Origin of the sequence: Rhodopila sp., from assembly GCF_035548095.1 — a bacterium.
Lineage (GTDB): Bacteria > Pseudomonadota > Alphaproteobacteria > Acetobacterales > Acetobacteraceae > Rhodopila.
The window spans coordinates 83,161-98,573 of sequence record NZ_DASZUV010000008.1 but is presented as its reverse complement, the minus strand read 5'-3'; the positions used below and the strand labels follow the sequence as shown (position 1 = coordinate 98,573).

The window sequence follows — 15,413 nt, the reverse complement described above, 5'->3', positions numbered from 1 at the left end:
AACTCCTAATCCCTGACAGGAAGCTGCCCTGTCGCCCTGCCCTGCGGAACGGGCTGCATCAAGTCATTGAGACCCGGCGTAACCGACGGCGGCGCGTAGATGCGCGGCCGGTACTCCTCCGGTAATTGCGCACGCGCCCAGACCGCCCCCTCATAAACCGGGCCGATCGAGCGCGCCTCCAGCACCACAGGCGGCCACCGGTCGATCGGGAACACCATGCCGGCCAGGATATAGGCGATCACGACGATGACCGCACCCCGTACCAGGCCGAATACCAGCCCCAACGTGCGGTCAACCCCCCCGAGGACGGAATTGCGGACGAGGCTGCCGATCATCCAGGCGATGATCATCAGCACGATCAGGCTGACGATGAAGGTGGCCAGGAAGGCGGCGGCATCGGCATAGGTCGGCGTGGCAATATAGCGCTGGGCGTAGGGGCGCATCAGGGGCAGACCATATAGCCCGGCCGCCAGCGCACCAGCCCAGGCGCCGATCCCCAGCACTTCCCGCACGAAACCGCGTACAAAGGCCAACAGGCCGGACAGCAGCAACAGCCCGATGACTACGAGATCAACCCAGGTCATTCCATCGCCAGCAGAGACATCGCGGCGGTTTTGACCGGTCTTGCCCCCGCCGCCAAGCCGTTACCTGTCGGATTCCGGTGCCGATGCGGGGGCAAACCGCGCAACAAGGTCGGCGATGTGGCCGATTTCGGACAGTTGCAGCCCATCCGGCGCAAGCAGGCGGCGATTCCCATGCGCCAGCCGGCGCGGCAGCGTAGCGGCATCGAATCCAAGCTTGGCGGCTTCCTTCAGCCGAGCCTCGGCTTGCGCGACCTGCCGGACCTCGCCGGATAGGCCGACTTCCCCGAAGAACACCATGCCGGGGCTGGTCGACTGCTCAAACGCGGCAGACGCAATGGCGGCGGCAACGGCCAGATCGGCTGCGGGTTCATTCACTTTCAGCCCGCCGGCAATGTTTAGGTAGACATCGGTCTGGTTCAGCCGCAGCCCAGCCCGCGACTCCAGCACCGCCAGCAGCATCGACAGCCGGCCGCTGTCCCAGCCCACGACCGACCGGCGTGGAGAGCCGCCGGGATTCGGCGCCAGCAGCGCCTGAACCTCCATCAGTACCGGCCGCGTACCCTCCAGGCCGGCAAACACCGCGCTGCCGGCGATGTTGCCGCGCCGTTCGGCCAGGAACAGGGCAGAGGGATTGGCGACCTCGGCCAGTCCCAACTCCGTCATCTCGAACACGCCGATCTCATCGGTAGCGCCGAAGCGGTTCTTTACCGCACGCAGGATTCGGAACTGGTGCCCCCGGTCGCCCTCGAAATACAGGACCGCATCGACCATGTGCTCCAGCACACGCGGGCCGGCCAGGGCGCCATCCTTGGTGACATGGCCCACCAGCACCAGGGCGAACGCGCCGGCCTTGGCCAGGCGGATCAACTCGAAACTGCTGGCGCGCACCTGGGCGACGGTGCCGGGTGCGCTGTCGATCGCGTCCACCCACATGGTCTGGATCGAATCGATCACCACGAGCGTGGTGTTGCCCGCCTTTTCCAGCGCCGCGCCGATATCGCGCACGTTGATCGCCGCGGCGAGTTCGATGGTGCTATCGGCAACACCCAGCCGGCGGGCGCGCAGGCGGATCTGGTCGATCGATTCCTCGCCGGTGACGTACAGCACCCGGCGGCCGGCTCTGGCAAGGGCAGCCGCGGCCTGCAGCAGCAGGGTGGATTTGCCGATGCCGGGATCCCCGCCCACCAACACGGCGGAAGCCGGCACCAGCCCGCCACCCAGCACCCGGTCCAGTTCGGCGATGCCGGTGGGTGCGCGCGGCGGCGGTTCGGCGCTTCCGGACAAGCCGACAAAGGCGACCGGACGGCCGGATGCGGATTTGGCCGCCGGCCCCGGGCGGGCGGCGACGGTTTCTTCCTGGATGGTGTTCCATTCGCCGCAGGTCTCGCAGCGGCCGGCCCATTTGGACGTGACGGCGCCGCAAGCCTGGCAGACATAGCGGGAGACGGGTTTGGCCATGACCGCTTGATGGCGCCGGCCGGCGCGTCGGGCCAAGCAAATTCGTCGGCCGCGACACCATGGGCGCACTTCACGCTTCAGAAACGATCCGCCGCTTTGGTAGAGTGCGGCCACCATGCCCGAACCGACGCGATGATCCTGCAACGCTTCCTGCGCCGGACCGAGGATGGTCTGGCTACATTGATGGACCTGCGCAAGGTGCCCGCGACACCGGAGCAGACGGCGTTGGCGGACCGGTTGGTGGACGATCTTGCCAAGGCCGGTGCCGAGGATGGCGACGCCTCGCCCTTCTGGGCGGATATCTGCCAGGATCTGAGCCACCGGGCACGCACGCAGGATCCGCGCTATTTCCTGCGCTGGCCGCCGATTGGCGCGACCATGGTGCATGGAGCGGCACCGGTGACCTTCCGCATGCTGTCTCTGCTGCGACGGTCGGATGCCTGGAAGACACGCTGGGCACCGGCATTGCGCCACAGGCAGCACGGCCATCCACCCCCCTTCGCTCCCATGCTCTCGACGAACGCCATGGCGATAGAGCACGCCGCACATCTGTACCGGTTTGGCCAACGGATGGGATGTGACCTGTTCGACGCCGACTGGGTGATCGAGTTCGGCGGCGGTTTCGGCTCAATGTGTCGGACGATCCACGCCCTGGGCTTCCGCGGCCGGTATGTCATATTCGACCTGCCACCGGTGCTGGCGCTACAGCGCTACTACCTCGGCCTGCACGGTATCGAGGCATCGTTCGACGCGTCGGCGCACATCTGGCTCTGCTCGGACCTGAACCTGATCCGCGCCGCGCTGGATCGGACGCAGCCGCCGCGCGTCAGCCTGATGTCGACCTGGGCGATGAGCGAGATGCCGTTGGCGGTGCGCCAGGACATCGAACCGTTTTTCGCCTGGCATGGCACGGCCTTGGCCCTGCTGGCTTATCAGCCGCGCTTCGAAGACAATGACAACCGCGCCTATTTCCACGGCCTGACAGAACGAACCGGCGAGCGATGGCAGTGGACGGAATTGCCGGTTGATCCATCGCGCTCGCGCCTGGAACCAAAGGACAGCGCCTATCTTTTTGGTGCGGTGCGATAACGCGGAAGCTGCCTTGGAGAACACCGGGGAGAACGCCGGCGAGAACGCCCGCGGGACGGTATACGGCGACGCGGCTACGCAACGACATCCGCCGCGGCAGACAACATGGACCGGTCGTTCGGCGCCACCCGCCCGTCTCCCCTCACCCGCACTGCCCGAAGCTCCGTCAGTCCGACGCGCATTCCATGCCAGGCGGCGATGACCCTCAAGAAGATTTCAGGGTGCATCCCGCCAAGCACCTGGCATGCCTCGGAAAGCAGGCGCAGACGGGTGGCGTAAGCGCGGGCGGTGCGCACGGTGCAGAACGCGAAGCGGTCATTCAGCCCGCCCCAGCTTTGCCATGCCGGCACGATCAGGTCGGCCTTGCCCGCGGTCAGCAATCCCAGGTCGCGCGCCGGCTCCAGCCGGTCAAGATAAAGCAGGTCCGGGCGCAGCAGCAGCACGAGGTCGCCAGGCCCCGGACCGAACAGGCGCAACAGGGACCACAGCCGATTCAGGCTGCGCAGCTGGTGGCAAAGATTGGTCAGGCTGCGATAGCCGTCGCCATATGGATCGGGCACCGCTCGGATCGCCGCCAGTTCGTCAGCGATCATCGCATCGGACTGCGGTTCCACCTGGCAAACGTCCAGATCCAGCAGGGCGGCGTCGCAGCGGTCCGGAGTGATCCCGACTTCTCCGGACCGGGGATTGGTCCATGTACCCGGCAGATTGAAATGACCGGCGGTCGCCACGGCGATCCCCGATGCCCGCAACGGCGCCAGCACATGCGTCCGGATCGACCCGATCGTGTGCGGCAGGGACCGCGTGATGCCAAAGAAGCCGACGAGGCAGCGCATACCCCGGTGCATAGCGCCGCGAGATTAACGCCCGGTGAATCACACCCAGCCGATCGCGCACGGCCCATAATATGGCCCATAACAAGGCTGATCAGCCCACGCAGACTTGGGGCTCGTGCGACACCGGAAAATTCACGGACCGCGCGATGAAGCAGCGATCATGCGCGTCCTTATGCAGTGCCATGGCGCGCGGGATATCGGCCTCGTTCGCCACCGTCACGCGCGGACGCAGCACCACGGCGGCGAACTGGCCGGCACCGCCCGCGCTTTCCTCGACCATGGTGCCTTCCGCGACGTCCTCATAGGCCAGCACCTCGATGCCGGCCGCGGCGCACAGGCCCAGGTACCAGAGTTGATGGCAGGCGGACAGCGAGGCGACCAGCAGGTCCTCGGGGTTCCAGCGAGACGGGTCTCCGCGAAAGACGGGGTCGCAGGAACCTTCCAGAGGCGGCTTGCCGGGTGCGGTGATGCGATAGTCGCGACGGTGGTTGCGAAACGGCAATCCGGCCGCGGCGCCGGTCCAGGCCAGGTGCGTGTGATAGGTGTGGGTGCGGCCGGCCATTCACGCCACCCGGACCATCGGAATGAAGAAGCCACCGTCCGTCGTCGTCGCCACGTTGTTTCCCCTGACGTTGTCTTCCCTGCCCATCCGCATCACCCGTGAACACTGCGACAACATGCCAGCCAGCCCGGGTTCTGCCGCCACGACCAGCGATCCGGCCGGTGCGCCGAGGGAGACGGGCCGGCAACCTGCGCGGCCTCTCCATGCGGCATCTCGATGTCGTCGCATGGCAACCGGCGCATCAGGGTGGGCGCGATTGTCGATGGCATCTGGCAGCCATGTCGGATGCTGCTCATGAAGCGGCCCGGGATGCAAGCCGGCCGCCGGCGGCCGAGAGAGGGACGCCGGCGGAACGATCCTCAGCCCGGATGGTGGATCGCTGGCATTTTTTGAAGCTCCGATGACTGCTTCAGCCCCGGCCGCGGCGACGCAGCGGCAGCAGGCTGGCAACGCCAAGACCGAGGACCGCCAGGCTCGCAGGCTCCGGTGCGGCGAACACCTGATCGCGCACCGCCTCGGCGATCGGCGCGAAGTTCGTGAACACACCGTCGACTCCCATGTTGTAATAGGTGACGTACGTGCTTTCGGCATACAGGAATGTATACGGATCGACGAACAGGCCGGCAGCATGTGCAAGGGCGACACAATTCGCATCGGTCTGGCTGGTCGAAGGGCCCACTCCATCCGCAAACGTGGCAATCTGTGCCGCCTGGGCGGCCGTGCTCGGGCAGACGCCCAAATAGGTCACCGGAATATCGGTCAGGCTGCTCATGTAGGCAACCTGGCTCTGATCAAAGGACTGCAGGATCGCGGTGCCGTTGCTGCTGCTGAAATAGCCGTTGTATTTCGGGTCGTTCAGTACGGACAGGATAGCATCGGCAACGCCCAGGCCACTCTGCTTTGCTTCGGGATAGATGCCCGTCTTGGTCCCGGTCGCGAGGTAATTTTCATAAGCGATGTCCGCCACCTGGCTCAAGGTCGCAATCTGATAGTGCACGGACGGGTCATAATAGGTACGGTCCGTACCATACCCGTTGGTATTACGGAATGTTCCTGTCAACTCCATCAACTGGGCATAGGTGAATTTCGTCACGTCATAGGAACCGTTCGCCGATTTCAGCGCCGCAATCTCGGGATGCGTCGCGGCATACTGAACCACGTTCGTAGTGGCGTTCAACGTACCATCATGCAGCATCACAGCGACACCATCGGCTGTAATATAGACATCCCCTTCCAGGAAATCGGCTCCCTGCTGCACCGATAGTTGATAGGCCTGCACGGTTTCTTCCGGAAGGTAGCCACTGGCACCACGATGATTGATCACCAGCGGCAATGCGCCAGTCAACGTGCTGGGCACCGCCAGCGCCGGGTCGGAGGTGGCCGCCAGTACGGTGGCAAGCGCGGCCAGGCTGATCGAAAGGCGCATCGTATGATCTCCGCATCGGTCCCATGTCCGAAGATAGACAGGCTATCGGCCGGATATCAGAGGGAGGGCACGCGCACATGCCCGATTCCGCGACGGTTCCGTTACGATATATTTACATTTTGTCACACATCAAACTGCCGGGCGGCCCACCCGGATGCAGCGGCAGGCCCGGCCTACCGCCAGTTCAGCAGTGCCCGTTCCAGCCGACCGATCACCCAGGACACCAGCAGACCCAGCAGCGACAGCACGACGATGCCGGCCAGCAGGTTGTCGGTATCGTACAGGTTGCCAGCCTGAAGCACGAAGGCGCCGATGCCCTTCTCGGCCCCGATCATTTCGGCGGCGACCAGCAGCACGATGGCAATGGAGGCGGTGACCCGGAAGCCGCTGAGGATCGCCGGCAGCGCGGCGGGCAGCACGATCTTGCGGATGATCGCCGCCTGCGACAGGCCGAAACTCTGACCCATGCGGATCAGCCCGCGCGGCACATTGTCCACGCCACCGGCGGTGGCGATCACGGTGGGGAAGAACACGCCGGCGGCCAGGGTGACGATCTTCGAGCCCTCGCCGATGCCGAACCAGATGATGAACAGCGGCACCAGGGCGATCTTCGGAATCGGGAACAGCGCCGCCACCACCGCCATGACCGGCGAACGCGTGGCGGAGAACAGGCCGACCGCCAGTCCCATACCGATCCCCAGCACAGTGCCTGCGATCCAGCCGATGCCCAGACGGACCAGCGACACCGAGAGATTCTGCCAAAGCACCCCGCTGACCGTCAGCGACCATAATGCCTTGCCGATCGCGAGCGGCGCCGGGAGGAACAGCGTCCGGATCAGTCCCGCCGAAGCCGCCGCCTGCCACAGCGCGATCAATCCGATCAGGGTCGTCGCGGCGGTCCACGCGCTGTCCTTCGGCGCGAAACCACCGCCGCGGAATGGAACCCGGCCGTCAAGACGGGGCATGCAAGCGCTCCCGATCCGCTTCGGCCGCATCGTCGCGGATCATGCGCCAGACCCGCTGCTCGATCGCCAGCAGATCCGGATCCGCGGCGGCACGCTGGTCCAGGGGCCGCTCCACGCGGATGATGTCGCGCACCCGACCCGGCCGGCGCGATAGCACGACGATCTGATGCCCCAGTCGCACCGCCTCGGCCAGGTTGTGGGTGACATAGATGGTGGTGGTGCCGGCGGTCAGGATGATGCGGGCCAATTCCTCCAGCAGAAGGTCACGCGTCTGGGCGTCCAGCGCCGAAAGCGGCTCATCCAGCAGCAGGCAGGCGGGACGCACGGCCAGCGCCCTGGCGATGCCGACACGCTGCCGCATGCCGCCCGAGAGCTGCCTGGGCAATGCCTGGGCGAAATCCGACAGGCCGGTCAGGGTCAACACCTGGGTGACGCGATCGGCGACGGCCGACCGGGGGAGACGGCCTTCCAGCACCAGGGCGACGTTGCCGGCGACCGTGCGCCAGGGCAGCAGGGAGAAATCCTGGAACACATAGGTCAGCGGGTTCAGGCAGTCGGCCGAGATGGCACCGGCGCAGCGGACCGATCCCATATCGGGGGTCAGCAGCCCGCCCATGATGCCCAGCAGCGTCGATTTGCCGCAGCCCGAAGGACCGACCAGCACCATCACCTCGCCCGGTTCGGCAGTCAGAGTGATCGCATCCAGCGCCGGCAGCGCGCCATAGGCGTGGCTGACCGCCTCCACCGCCAGCCGCAAGCCCGCGCCGGCCATATCGCGGGATGCCGCGGCCATCGTGTCCCGAGCCCCCAGGCTCATCGTGTCGGGTTGAATCGCGTGTCCACCACCAGTTTCGGATCGGAATCGCCCTTCACCAACCCCTGCTGGCGAAACCAGCCGATCTGCGCCAGGACATCCGTCACATCCAGCGTCGCATCGGGGTCGTAATAGCCGACACCCGCCAGGATCTTGTCCCGCGCCTTCGGATCGCCGGTGAACACGTATCTCTCCAGCAGCGCAATCACCGCATCGGTCTTGCCGTCAACGACCGGGTGGCCGCCCGTGTCCTTGCGCAGGAAGGCCTCCCGATAGTCCGCCACGCCGCGCCGGTAGGCGGTCAGAAAGCGCTTGATCAGATCCGGCTTGGCGTCCAGCAGCGCCGGCGTCGTGAACACGGCGGTGATCTGATACGGCACGATGTCACCGACCCAGGCGATGATATGCGCCTGCTTCGCGGCATCCAGCGGTTTGGCCATGGAGGCGATGGCGATCGTCGCATCCGCCTGCCCCGAGGTCACCGCGGCGACCATGTTCGAGATCTGCTGCACTGGCCGTAGAGTCAGGGTCTTGATGTCGAACCCTTTGGCATCGGCGATGCGGCCCAGCATGTAGTGGAAGGAGGACCCGTACTGGGTGATCGCGACGCTATGGCCTGGCAGCCTGGACGGGTCGGTCAGGCCGGCATCGTAGGCGGCGTTGGAAACCAGCAAGGCTGACCCCGCATAGCCCTTTTCCTCATGCAGCCCTCCGGCGATGACCTTCAGCGTGCCCTTCTCAGCCAGATTGAAGAAGCCGCCGGTCAGGGCGGTGACGCCGACATCGATGTCGCCGGACACCGCGGCCGCGGCAATCGGCTGTGCTGCCTCGAAAAAGCGGAAGGTTACGTCGATACCCGCGTCGCCGAAATAACCGCGCTCCTGGGCGATGTAGAAGGGCGCCGGCGACAGCGTGTGCAACAGGCCGAGGCGGAGCGCGTCGTTCGCCCGCGCGGGAGACAGGGCGAGCAGGAGCGTGAAAAGGACAGTGCCCAGCAGCGTCTTCATCATGAGCCGGAGTGATACACGCTGCGCCCGACGGTCACCAGATCAGCGCTCCCGGCTCTTTTCCAGCCCTGCCCAGTCAAACGTGATCCCGTGGCCGGGGCGGTCATCGGGAGCGATGGCAGTGCCCTCGTGAATCTCCATCGGCTGGGCGATGTAGCGGTCCAAGCCGAAGCCATGCACCTCCAGATAGGAGCGGTTCGGCACGGCAGCGAGCAGATGCACCGTCAAGTCGTGCGCGCCGTGCGATGTCAGCGGCAGGTTGAATGCCTCGGCAAGGTGCGCGACCTTCATGAACACGGTGATGCCGCCGCAATTGGTCACGTCCGGTTCGGGGAAGGTTACGCCGCCGGCGCTGATCATCTGGGTGAATTCGTGCAGCGTATGCAGGTTCTCGCCCGTCGCGATCGGTACGCCGCCCTCCCGCACGATGCGGGCATGGCCGACGACATCGTCGGGAATGGTTGGCTCCTCCAGCCACGTCAGGTTGAAGTCGCGAAAGGCGCGCGCGGCGGCGATCGATTGATCGACGGTCCAGCGCATATTTGCATCGGCCATGAGGGGAAAATCGTCGCCCAGATGGGCGCGCATCGCACGCACCCGCTCCCGATCCTCGGACAGACGCGCCCGGCCCACCTTCATCTTGATCGCCCGGAACCCTTTGGCGAGATTGTCGTCGGTCTGCCTCAGCAGCGCGTTGAGCGTGAATTCCAGGTCCACACCGCCGGCATAGCAGGGCACGGACGGGTCATAGCCACCCAGCGCGCGCCAGAGCGGCTGGTTCAACCTGCGCGTGCGCAGGTCGTGCAGCGCAATGTCGGCCGCCGAGACAGCCAGACTCACCGATCCGCCGCGGCCGCCATAATGCAGCTTCCACCACATGCGCTGCCACAGCGCCTCGATCCGGTCGGCCTCGGCGCCGATCAACACATGCCGGAGTGCCTCATCGATCAGCGCGTGCACCGCCGCACCGCCGGCACCCGTCGTGTAGGTGTAGCCGACACCCTCGGCCCCCTCCGCGTCGCGCAGGCGAACCGTCACCAGCTCGAAATGGGTCATCGTGCCGTGGGTCGAGTCGGATAGCGGCACCGGCAATTCGATGCGGTACAGCGCGGTGTCCAGGCTGGCGATACGCATCGGTCCTGTTTCCTCCGGTTGATCCGTCCGGCAAACTGCGCCGGGTGTGGATGCTTGCCAAGCGGGACGGGAGGTGCCACAGCGCCGGACCGCATGGACGCACCCTTCCCTTTCCTAGTGTATCGCGACCGGATCGGGGCGCCATCCGAGCTGTCGTTCCTGCGCCGGCAATATGTCGGGTTTACGCGACTGCGGCCGATATGGACGGGGCGCACCTTGTTGCCGGATGCGCCCGCCATCGGCGGTTCGATGCTGCGGCTGGGCGGCGATGGTCCGACCGGCGCGCTGCGCCGATTGCTGTTCCGGCACCTGGGCGTGCCGCCGCCGATCCCGGTGCGCGGATTGGCGCCGGTGGTGCACGCGCAGTTCGCCCGCGGCGGAGCGCTGGCCCTGCCGCTGGCCCGGACCCTTGGCGCCGGCCTCGTGGTGACGCTGCATGGCGGCGATGTCAGCAAGCGCAAGAACTGGCGCAACACGGTGCTGTCCCGGCGTTGGCCGGCGCTGACCCGGCACGCGGCATGGTTCGTCTGCGTCTCTCGCGCGGTGGCCGAGGCCGCATTGGCCCGCGGCGTGCCGGCAAGCAAGATCATGGTGCTGCCGATCGGTGTGGAGGTCCCTGCCCGACCGCCGCCACCTGTCCCACGCACCGCGCATGTGTTCGTTGGCCGGTTCGTGGAGAAGAAGGGGATCGTTGTCCTGGCCGACGCGATGCGTCTCCTGCGCGCCGAGGGCGATGCCACTCCACTGGTCTGCATAGGCGATGGCCCGCTGCGCCCCGCCCTGGAGTCACTCGCTCGGGACGTGCCCGGCATTACCCTGACCGGCTGGCTGGCACCCGAGGCGGTTCAACCGCATCTGGCTTCGGCCGTGTCACTGCTGGTGCCCAGTGTGATCGCGGCTGATGGGGACGCCGAAGGGCTGCCGAGTGTCATTCCCGAAGCCATGGCGCAGGCCTGTCCGGTGATCGGATCGGATCAGGGAGGAATCGCCGAGGCGGTGCGGTCCGCCGAGACCGGGCTGCTGGTGCCACCAGGGAATGCCGCGGCCCTGGCCGCCGCGATGCGGTCACTGGACGTGGATACGGCGCTGCAGGCACGGTTGGGCGCCGCCGCGTTCCAGGCGGTCGCGACCAACCTGAACGCATCGCTGCAATCGAAGATGCTGGAAGACGTGCTGCTGGCGGTAGCCGCCGGCCAGGGGGCTGGTTAGCGGACGGTCGCCAACGACCGCCCAGGCGGAATCAGCCCTGCCGGCACTTCATCCGGGGGTTCTTCTTGTTGATGACGTAGACCCGCCCGCGGCGACGCACCACGCGGCAGTTCTTGTCGCGCACCTTGGCGGAGCGCAGGCTGTTACGGACTCTCATGACGCGGGCTTCGCTATCCTGGTTGGGCCGCCCGATCGGGCGCGCGTGAAGGCGCGCTAGGTAGTGGTGGGACAACAGGATGTCAAGCTGAACAGCGGGATGACGAAAGCACGGCCGAGACGATTGCTGCCGACGGGCCTATGCGACGCGTCGCTCGCGGCATCACGACCGCGCCGATCCCACGTACCTTTCCGCCGGCCGCTGCTGGCGCCACGCGTCCCGGTCGCCGTGCATCCGGCCCTGGAATCGCGCGCGGCAGCGACACCCGCCGTGCCGGTGTCCCGATCCAGGTAAGACGCTCCTGATCGCGCGCACCTCTTGCATTTCCTCCGCGTCCCCGCAACGGTGCGCAGGCTGACAGGAGCAACGCGGGACAATGGCAACGGTCTTCATCGACGGCGAATCCGGCACCACGGGCCTGGGCATCCGGGAGCGTCTGGGCGCACTGCGCGACGTCACGCTCAGGAGTCTGCCGGCCGACCGCCGACGGGATCCAGCCGCTCGGCGGGAGATCATGGCCGATGTCGACCTGGTCGTGCTGTGCCTGCCTGATGATGCGGCGAAGGAGTCCGCCGCCATGGCCGCCTCACTCGGCAACGCGGCCCCAAAGGTGCTGGATGCGTCCACAGCGCATCGCGTCGATCCGGGCTGGGTCTATGGCTTCGCCGAAATGGTCCCCGGCCAGGCCGACCGTATCGCCGCCGCGCGGCGGGTCGCCAATCCGGGCTGCTATCCCACCGGCGGGATCGGACTGATCCGGCCGCTGGTCGATGCCGGGCTGATCCCGCCGGACCATCCCATCACCATCAACGCCGTGTCAGGCTACTCGGGCGGCGGCAAGGCGATGATCCAGGCGCATGAAGCGACCGGCGGACCGGCTTTCGAGCTATACGGGCTGGGGCTCGAGCATAAGCACGTACCCGAGACGCAGACATATGGCCGGCTGACGACGCGGCCGATTTTCGTACCTTCGGTCGGTCACTATCGGCAGGGCATGCTGGTCTCCATCCCGCTGCACCTGGACGCGCTGCCGGCCAAGCCGACCGGCGCCGATCTCCGCGCGGCGTTGTCGGCGCATTATCAGGGGTGTGACCTGGTGCGTGTGGTGGACTCGCCGGCGGATGGCAAGCTGGAGCCGGAGGCGCTGAACGACACCGACCGGCTGGAGCTGTATGTGGTGGCGAACGAAAACCGGCGGCAGGCGATCCTGGTCGCGCGGCTGGACAATCTGGGCAAGGGTGCCTCGGGCGCCGCGGTCCAGAACATCGCACTGATGCTGGGCCTGCGCACAGGCGTGGGCGCCCGCGCGCTGGCGACGGCCTAGCCGTGGCCAAGCACTGGCCGCCGGGCACGGTGTTCTCGCTGGATGGCGTGGCACCGCAGATCCACGAGACAGCCTTTATCGCGCCCACCGCCGCGGTGATCGGCGACGTGACGATTGGCGCCGAGACCGGTGTGTGGTTCCACGTGCTGATCCGTGGCGACATGAACATCATTCGTATCGGCGCGCGCACCAACATCCAGGACAATGTCGTCGTGCATGTCGACTCCGGCGGCGCGGCGACGGTGATCGGCGATGACGTCACCATAGGCCACAACGCCGTCATCCACGGCTGCACGCTGAAGAACCGTGCCTTCGTCGGGATCAGCGCGACGGTGCTGGACGGCGCGGTGATCGAGGAAGGTGGCATGCTGGGCGCTGGCGGCTTGCTGACGCCGGGCAAGGTGATCGGACCGAACGAATTGTGGACCGGTTCACCGGCGAAGCTGCGCCGCGTGATGGATGCGGAGGAGCGCAGGCGTTTCGACCGCAATGCCATCGTCTATCGGGCGCTGGCGAAGCAGTTCCTGGGGGGCCTGAAGCCGGTGTGACAACGTCCTTCCGCATCAGGCGAATGACAGCCGATCACCAGGTCCTGCCTGCCTCCTGCCTTGCAGACACGTAACGCAGAGCGAACCCTACCGGCCGTCAGGTCACCGGTGCCGGCTTGGCATTATAGTCGGCATCCGATACATGCTCGAACCATGCTGTGCCCTCGCCTTTGTCGTTCAGCTCCGACATGGCGAGGTGTGAGAACAGCTTATCGGGTGCGGCACCGTGCCAGTGACGGACATCGGGCGGGATGATCACCGTATCCCCGGCGCGGATCTCCTGCACCGGCTCTCCCTCCCGCTGCACCCGCCCGGCGCCGGACAGGCAGAACAATGTCTGGCCGACGGGATGACTGTGCCAGGCCGTCCGCGCACCCGGGGTAAACGACACCACCGAGGCACGCATGCGTGACGGGCTGGTCCCGGCGACGATTTCATCTGAAAACACCGTGCCGGTGAAATTCGATGCCGGCGCAACGTTGGTTTTCCGCGCGGATGAACGCAGGATTTTCATGGAACGCTCCTTGGCCTGACGGTTGTACCCAGGTCAGGGAGGATTCCATCGCTCTGCCAGGCCGTCAATTCCGGCCGGCCCGCTCCTCGATTCGGTCCCAGATCGACTGCTCGATCTTTACGCCATCAAATCGGGTGATTTCCTGCAGGCCGGTTGGGGAGGTGACATTGATCTCGGTCAGGTAGTCGCCTATCACGTCGATGCCGACGAAGATCATGCCCTGCTCACGCAGGGTTGGTCCGATAGCGGCGCAGATCTCGCGGTCCCGGGCTGACAGCCCGATCTTTTCGGGTCGGCCGCCGACATGCATGTTGGATCGCGCCTCTCCTTCGGCGGGCACGCGGTTGATCGCGCCCAGTGGTTCACCGTCCACCAGGATGATCCGCTTGTCGCCCTTGCGCACGGCGGGTTCATAGCGCTGGAACATCAGCGGTTCGCGAGAGCGGGCAAAATGCATCTCCAGCAGGGCCGCCAGATTCTCATCGTCGGGCTTGATGCGAAACACGCCCGCGCCGCCATTGCCGAACAGCGGCTTGACAATGATGTCCTTGTATTCCTGACGGAACGAGCGGATCGCCTCCAGGTCCCAGGTGATCATAGTCGGCGGCATAAGATCCGGAAATTTGGTAACGAGGATCTTCTCCGGCGCGTTGCGCACCGCGGCCGGATCATTGACCACCAATGTGCCCGGCTGGATGTGCTCCAGCATATGGGTGGCGGTGATATAGGCCATGTCGAAGGGCGGATCCTGGCGCATCAGCACGACATCCATCGTGCCCAGGTCCAGCGTCTCCATGGGCCCGAAGCTGTAGTGCGCGCCCTGGCGGCGTTCCACCGTCACCTTGTGCCCCCGCGCGAACAGTCGTTCGGTCCGAGCCCCGTGGACGGTGGCACGGCCCTCCTTCAGTGCCATGTGCCGAACCTCGTAATGCCACAATGCGTGACCGCGGGCCTGCGCCTCCAGCATCAGGGCGAACGTCGAGTCCGCGTCGATGTTGATGCTCTCGATCGGGTCCATCTGCACCGCGATCTTCAGCGGACGTGTCATGCGCAATCCCTCTCCCAACCGGGTTTCGCCCTCCTTACGGCTTCCCAGGGACCGAGGAAAGCCGCTTCCCCCGGCCGGCACGCTGACCGGGGCGGACGCCGTCCATCGGACCTTTCCCATGGTGCTTTCGAGGGCCTTGCGCCGCCGCGGCAGGCTCGCCATCTAGGCGCCATGCACAACTCATACCAAGCCGGAGCAGACCCTATCGGGTGGCACGGCACCACCATCCTGTGCGTCAGGCGGGATGGTCACGTGACAATGGCCGGCGACGGCCAGGTTTCCATGGGTCAGACCATCGTCAAGGGCAATGCGCGCAAGGTGCGCCGCATCGGAGCCGGCGGCGCGGTCCTGGCCGGGTTCGCGGGCGCGACCGCGGACGCCTTCACGCTGCTGGAGCGCCTGGAAGCCAAGCTGGAGCGCTTTCCGAACCAGCTTGAACGCGCCTGCGTTGAGCTCGCGAAGGACTGGCGGACCGACCGCTATTTGCGACGGCTGGAAGCGATGATGGCGGTGGCCGACAAGGACCGTAGCTTCACCCTGACCGGTAACGGCGACGTGCTGGAGCCCGAGGATGGGGTGATTGCGATCGGATCGGGCGGCAACTACGCCTTGTCAGCCGCGCGGGCGCTGATCGAGGTCCCTGGCCTAACGGCCGAGGAGATTGCCCGGCGGGCGATGCGGATCGCCGCCGACATCTGCGTCTACACCAACGGCAACATCATCATCGAGTCGATCTGA

General features: G+C 66.2%; 17 protein-coding genes. 5 read left to right on the top strand and 12 right to left on the bottom strand.

Annotation, left to right across the window (positions count from 1 at the left end; translation table 11 throughout):
* Positions 1–5: 5 nt before the first annotated feature.
* Together VHC04_RS08635 and radA are read right to left on the bottom strand one after the other, a co-directional pair.
* Positions 6–584, bottom strand: a complete 579-nt coding sequence (locus tag VHC04_RS08635; protein WP_325680078.1) for a CvpA family protein — start codon at positions 582–584, stop codon at positions 6–8.
* A 60-nt stretch (positions 585–644) separates the two neighbouring features.
* Positions 645–2,042 carry a DNA repair protein RadA gene (gene radA, locus VHC04_RS08630; protein WP_325680076.1) on the bottom strand — a complete coding sequence of 466 codons (1,398 nt, stop codon included), beginning with the start codon at positions 2,040–2,042 and terminating at the stop codon, positions 645–647.
* A gap of 132 nt (positions 2,043–2,174) precedes the next feature.
* On the opposite strand from radA, the gene VHC04_RS08625 reads away from it, so the two are divergent.
* On the top strand, positions 2,175–3,131 hold the full coding sequence (locus tag VHC04_RS08625) for a hypothetical protein (protein ID WP_325680073.1): 957 nt from the start codon (positions 2,175–2,177) through the stop codon (positions 3,129–3,131).
* Between the two features lie 74 nt (positions 3,132–3,205).
* On the opposite strand, the gene VHC04_RS08620 is transcribed toward VHC04_RS08625, so the two are convergent.
* From VHC04_RS08620 to VHC04_RS08590, 7 genes are all read right to left on the bottom strand, one after another.
* Positions 3,206–3,967, bottom strand: a complete 762-nt coding sequence (locus tag VHC04_RS08620; protein WP_325680071.1) for a hypothetical protein — start codon at positions 3,965–3,967, stop codon at positions 3,206–3,208.
* Between the two features lie 91 nt (positions 3,968–4,058).
* Positions 4,059–4,529 (bottom strand): OsmC family protein, encoded by a 471-nt coding sequence (locus VHC04_RS08615; protein WP_325680069.1) that lies wholly within the window; start codon positions 4,527–4,529, stop codon positions 4,059–4,061.
* Between the two features lie 409 nt (positions 4,530–4,938).
* On the bottom strand, positions 4,939–5,955 hold the full coding sequence (locus VHC04_RS08610; protein WP_325680067.1) for a glycerophosphodiester phosphodiesterase family protein: 1,017 nt from the start codon (positions 5,953–5,955) through the stop codon (positions 4,939–4,941).
* A 173-nt stretch (positions 5,956–6,128) separates the two neighbouring features.
* On the bottom strand, positions 6,129–6,920 hold the full coding sequence (locus VHC04_RS08605; protein ID WP_325680065.1) for an ABC transporter permease: 792 nt from the start codon (positions 6,918–6,920) through the stop codon (positions 6,129–6,131).
* Positions 6,907–7,737: an ABC transporter ATP-binding protein gene (locus VHC04_RS08600; RefSeq protein ID WP_325680063.1), complete on the bottom strand. Its 831-nt coding sequence runs from the start codon at positions 7,735–7,737 to the stop codon at positions 6,907–6,909. Before VHC04_RS08600 ends, VHC04_RS08605 begins: the two co-directional genes overlap by 14 nt.
* Positions 7,734–8,744, bottom strand: a complete 1,011-nt coding sequence (locus VHC04_RS08595; protein WP_325680061.1) for an ABC transporter substrate-binding protein — start codon at positions 8,742–8,744, stop codon at positions 7,734–7,736. Before VHC04_RS08595 ends, VHC04_RS08600 begins: the two co-directional genes overlap by 4 nt.
* A 39-nt stretch (positions 8,745–8,783) precedes the next feature.
* A complete protein-coding gene (locus VHC04_RS08590; protein ID WP_325680059.1) occupies positions 8,784–9,875 on the bottom strand; it encodes a mandelate racemase/muconate lactonizing enzyme family protein in 1,092 nt (363 codons plus the stop codon).
* A gap of 93 nt (positions 9,876–9,968) precedes the next feature.
* On the opposite strand from VHC04_RS08590, the gene VHC04_RS08585 reads away from it, so the two are divergent.
* Positions 9,969–11,084 (top strand): glycosyltransferase, encoded by a 1,116-nt coding sequence (locus VHC04_RS08585; RefSeq protein WP_325680057.1) that lies wholly within the window; start codon positions 9,969–9,971, stop codon positions 11,082–11,084.
* A gap of 31 nt (positions 11,085–11,115) precedes the next feature.
* Here VHC04_RS08585 and ykgO read toward each other — a convergent pair whose 3' ends face one another.
* Entirely contained in the window at positions 11,116–11,241 is a 126-nt protein-coding gene (ykgO, locus tag VHC04_RS08580; protein ID WP_158933077.1) for a type B 50S ribosomal protein L36, read from the bottom strand.
* Positions 11,242–11,617: 376 nt separating this feature from the next.
* On the opposite strand from ykgO, the gene argC reads away from it, so the two are divergent.
* Positions 11,618–12,565: an N-acetyl-gamma-glutamyl-phosphate reductase gene (gene argC, locus VHC04_RS08575; RefSeq protein WP_325680055.1), complete on the top strand. Its 948-nt coding sequence runs from the start codon at positions 11,618–11,620 to the stop codon at positions 12,563–12,565.
* A gap of 2 nt (positions 12,566–12,567) precedes the next feature.
* Positions 12,568–13,113, top strand: a complete 546-nt coding sequence (locus VHC04_RS08570) for a gamma carbonic anhydrase family protein (protein WP_325680053.1) — start codon at positions 12,568–12,570, stop codon at positions 13,111–13,113.
* 97 nt (positions 13,114–13,210) lie between these two features.
* Here VHC04_RS08570 and VHC04_RS08565 read toward each other — a convergent pair whose 3' ends face one another.
* Positions 13,211–13,627: a (R)-mandelonitrile lyase gene (locus VHC04_RS08565; protein WP_325680051.1), complete on the bottom strand. Its 417-nt coding sequence runs from the start codon at positions 13,625–13,627 to the stop codon at positions 13,211–13,213.
* A gap of 64 nt (positions 13,628–13,691) precedes the next feature.
* A complete protein-coding gene (gshB, locus tag VHC04_RS08560; RefSeq protein ID WP_325680048.1) occupies positions 13,692–14,675 on the bottom strand; it encodes a glutathione synthase in 984 nt (327 codons plus the stop codon).
* Positions 14,676–14,846: 171 nt separating this feature from the next.
* On the opposite strand from gshB, the gene hslV reads away from it, so the two are divergent.
* Positions 14,847–15,413: an ATP-dependent protease subunit HslV gene (gene hslV, locus VHC04_RS08555; protein WP_325680046.1), complete on the top strand. Its 567-nt coding sequence runs from the start codon at positions 14,847–14,849 to the stop codon at positions 15,411–15,413.

What these genes read in the sequence shown, in the direction of transcription:
- VHC04_RS08635 (WP_325680078.1), bottom strand. Translation starts at nt 584, where the DNA reads ATGACCTGGGTTGATCTCGTAGTCATCGGGCTGTTGCTGCTGTCCGGC.
- radA (WP_325680076.1), bottom strand. Translation starts at nt 2,042, where the DNA reads ATGGCCAAACCCGTCTCCCGCTATGTCTGCCAGGCTTGCGGCGCCGTC.
- VHC04_RS08625 (WP_325680073.1), top strand. Translation starts at nt 2,175, where the DNA reads ATGATCCTGCAACGCTTCCTGCGCCGGACCGAGGATGGTCTGGCTACA.
- VHC04_RS08620 (WP_325680071.1), bottom strand. Translation starts at nt 3,967, where the DNA reads ATGCGCTGCCTCGTCGGCTTCTTTGGCATCACGCGGTCCCTGCCGCAC.
- VHC04_RS08615 (WP_325680069.1), bottom strand. Translation starts at nt 4,529, where the DNA reads ATGGCCGGCCGCACCCACACCTATCACACGCACCTGGCCTGGACCGGC.
- VHC04_RS08610 (WP_325680067.1), bottom strand. Translation starts at nt 5,955, where the DNA reads ATGCGCCTTTCGATCAGCCTGGCCGCGCTTGCCACCGTACTGGCGGCC.
- VHC04_RS08605 (WP_325680065.1), bottom strand. Translation starts at nt 6,920, where the DNA reads ATGCCCCGTCTTGACGGCCGGGTTCCATTCCGCGGCGGTGGTTTCGCG.
- VHC04_RS08600 (WP_325680063.1), bottom strand. Translation starts at nt 7,737, where the DNA reads ATGAGCCTGGGGGCTCGGGACACGATGGCCGCGGCATCCCGCGATATG.
- VHC04_RS08595 (WP_325680061.1), bottom strand. Translation starts at nt 8,744, where the DNA reads ATGATGAAGACGCTGCTGGGCACTGTCCTTTTCACGCTCCTGCTCGCC.
- VHC04_RS08590 (WP_325680059.1), bottom strand. Translation starts at nt 9,875, where the DNA reads ATGCGTATCGCCAGCCTGGACACCGCGCTGTACCGCATCGAATTGCCG.
- VHC04_RS08585 (WP_325680057.1), top strand. Translation starts at nt 9,969, where the DNA reads ATGGACGCACCCTTCCCTTTCCTAGTGTATCGCGACCGGATCGGGGCG.
- ykgO (WP_158933077.1), bottom strand. Translation starts at nt 11,241, where the DNA reads ATGAGAGTCCGTAACAGCCTGCGCTCCGCCAAGGTGCGCGACAAGAAC.
- argC (WP_325680055.1), top strand. Translation starts at nt 11,618, where the DNA reads ATGGCAACGGTCTTCATCGACGGCGAATCCGGCACCACGGGCCTGGGC.
- VHC04_RS08565 (WP_325680051.1), bottom strand. Translation starts at nt 13,627, where the DNA reads ATGAAAATCCTGCGTTCATCCGCGCGGAAAACCAACGTTGCGCCGGCA.
- gshB (WP_325680048.1), bottom strand. Translation starts at nt 14,675, where the DNA reads ATGACACGTCCGCTGAAGATCGCGGTGCAGATGGACCCGATCGAGAGC.
- hslV (WP_325680046.1), top strand. Translation starts at nt 14,847, where the DNA reads ATGCACAACTCATACCAAGCCGGAGCAGACCCTATCGGGTGGCACGGC.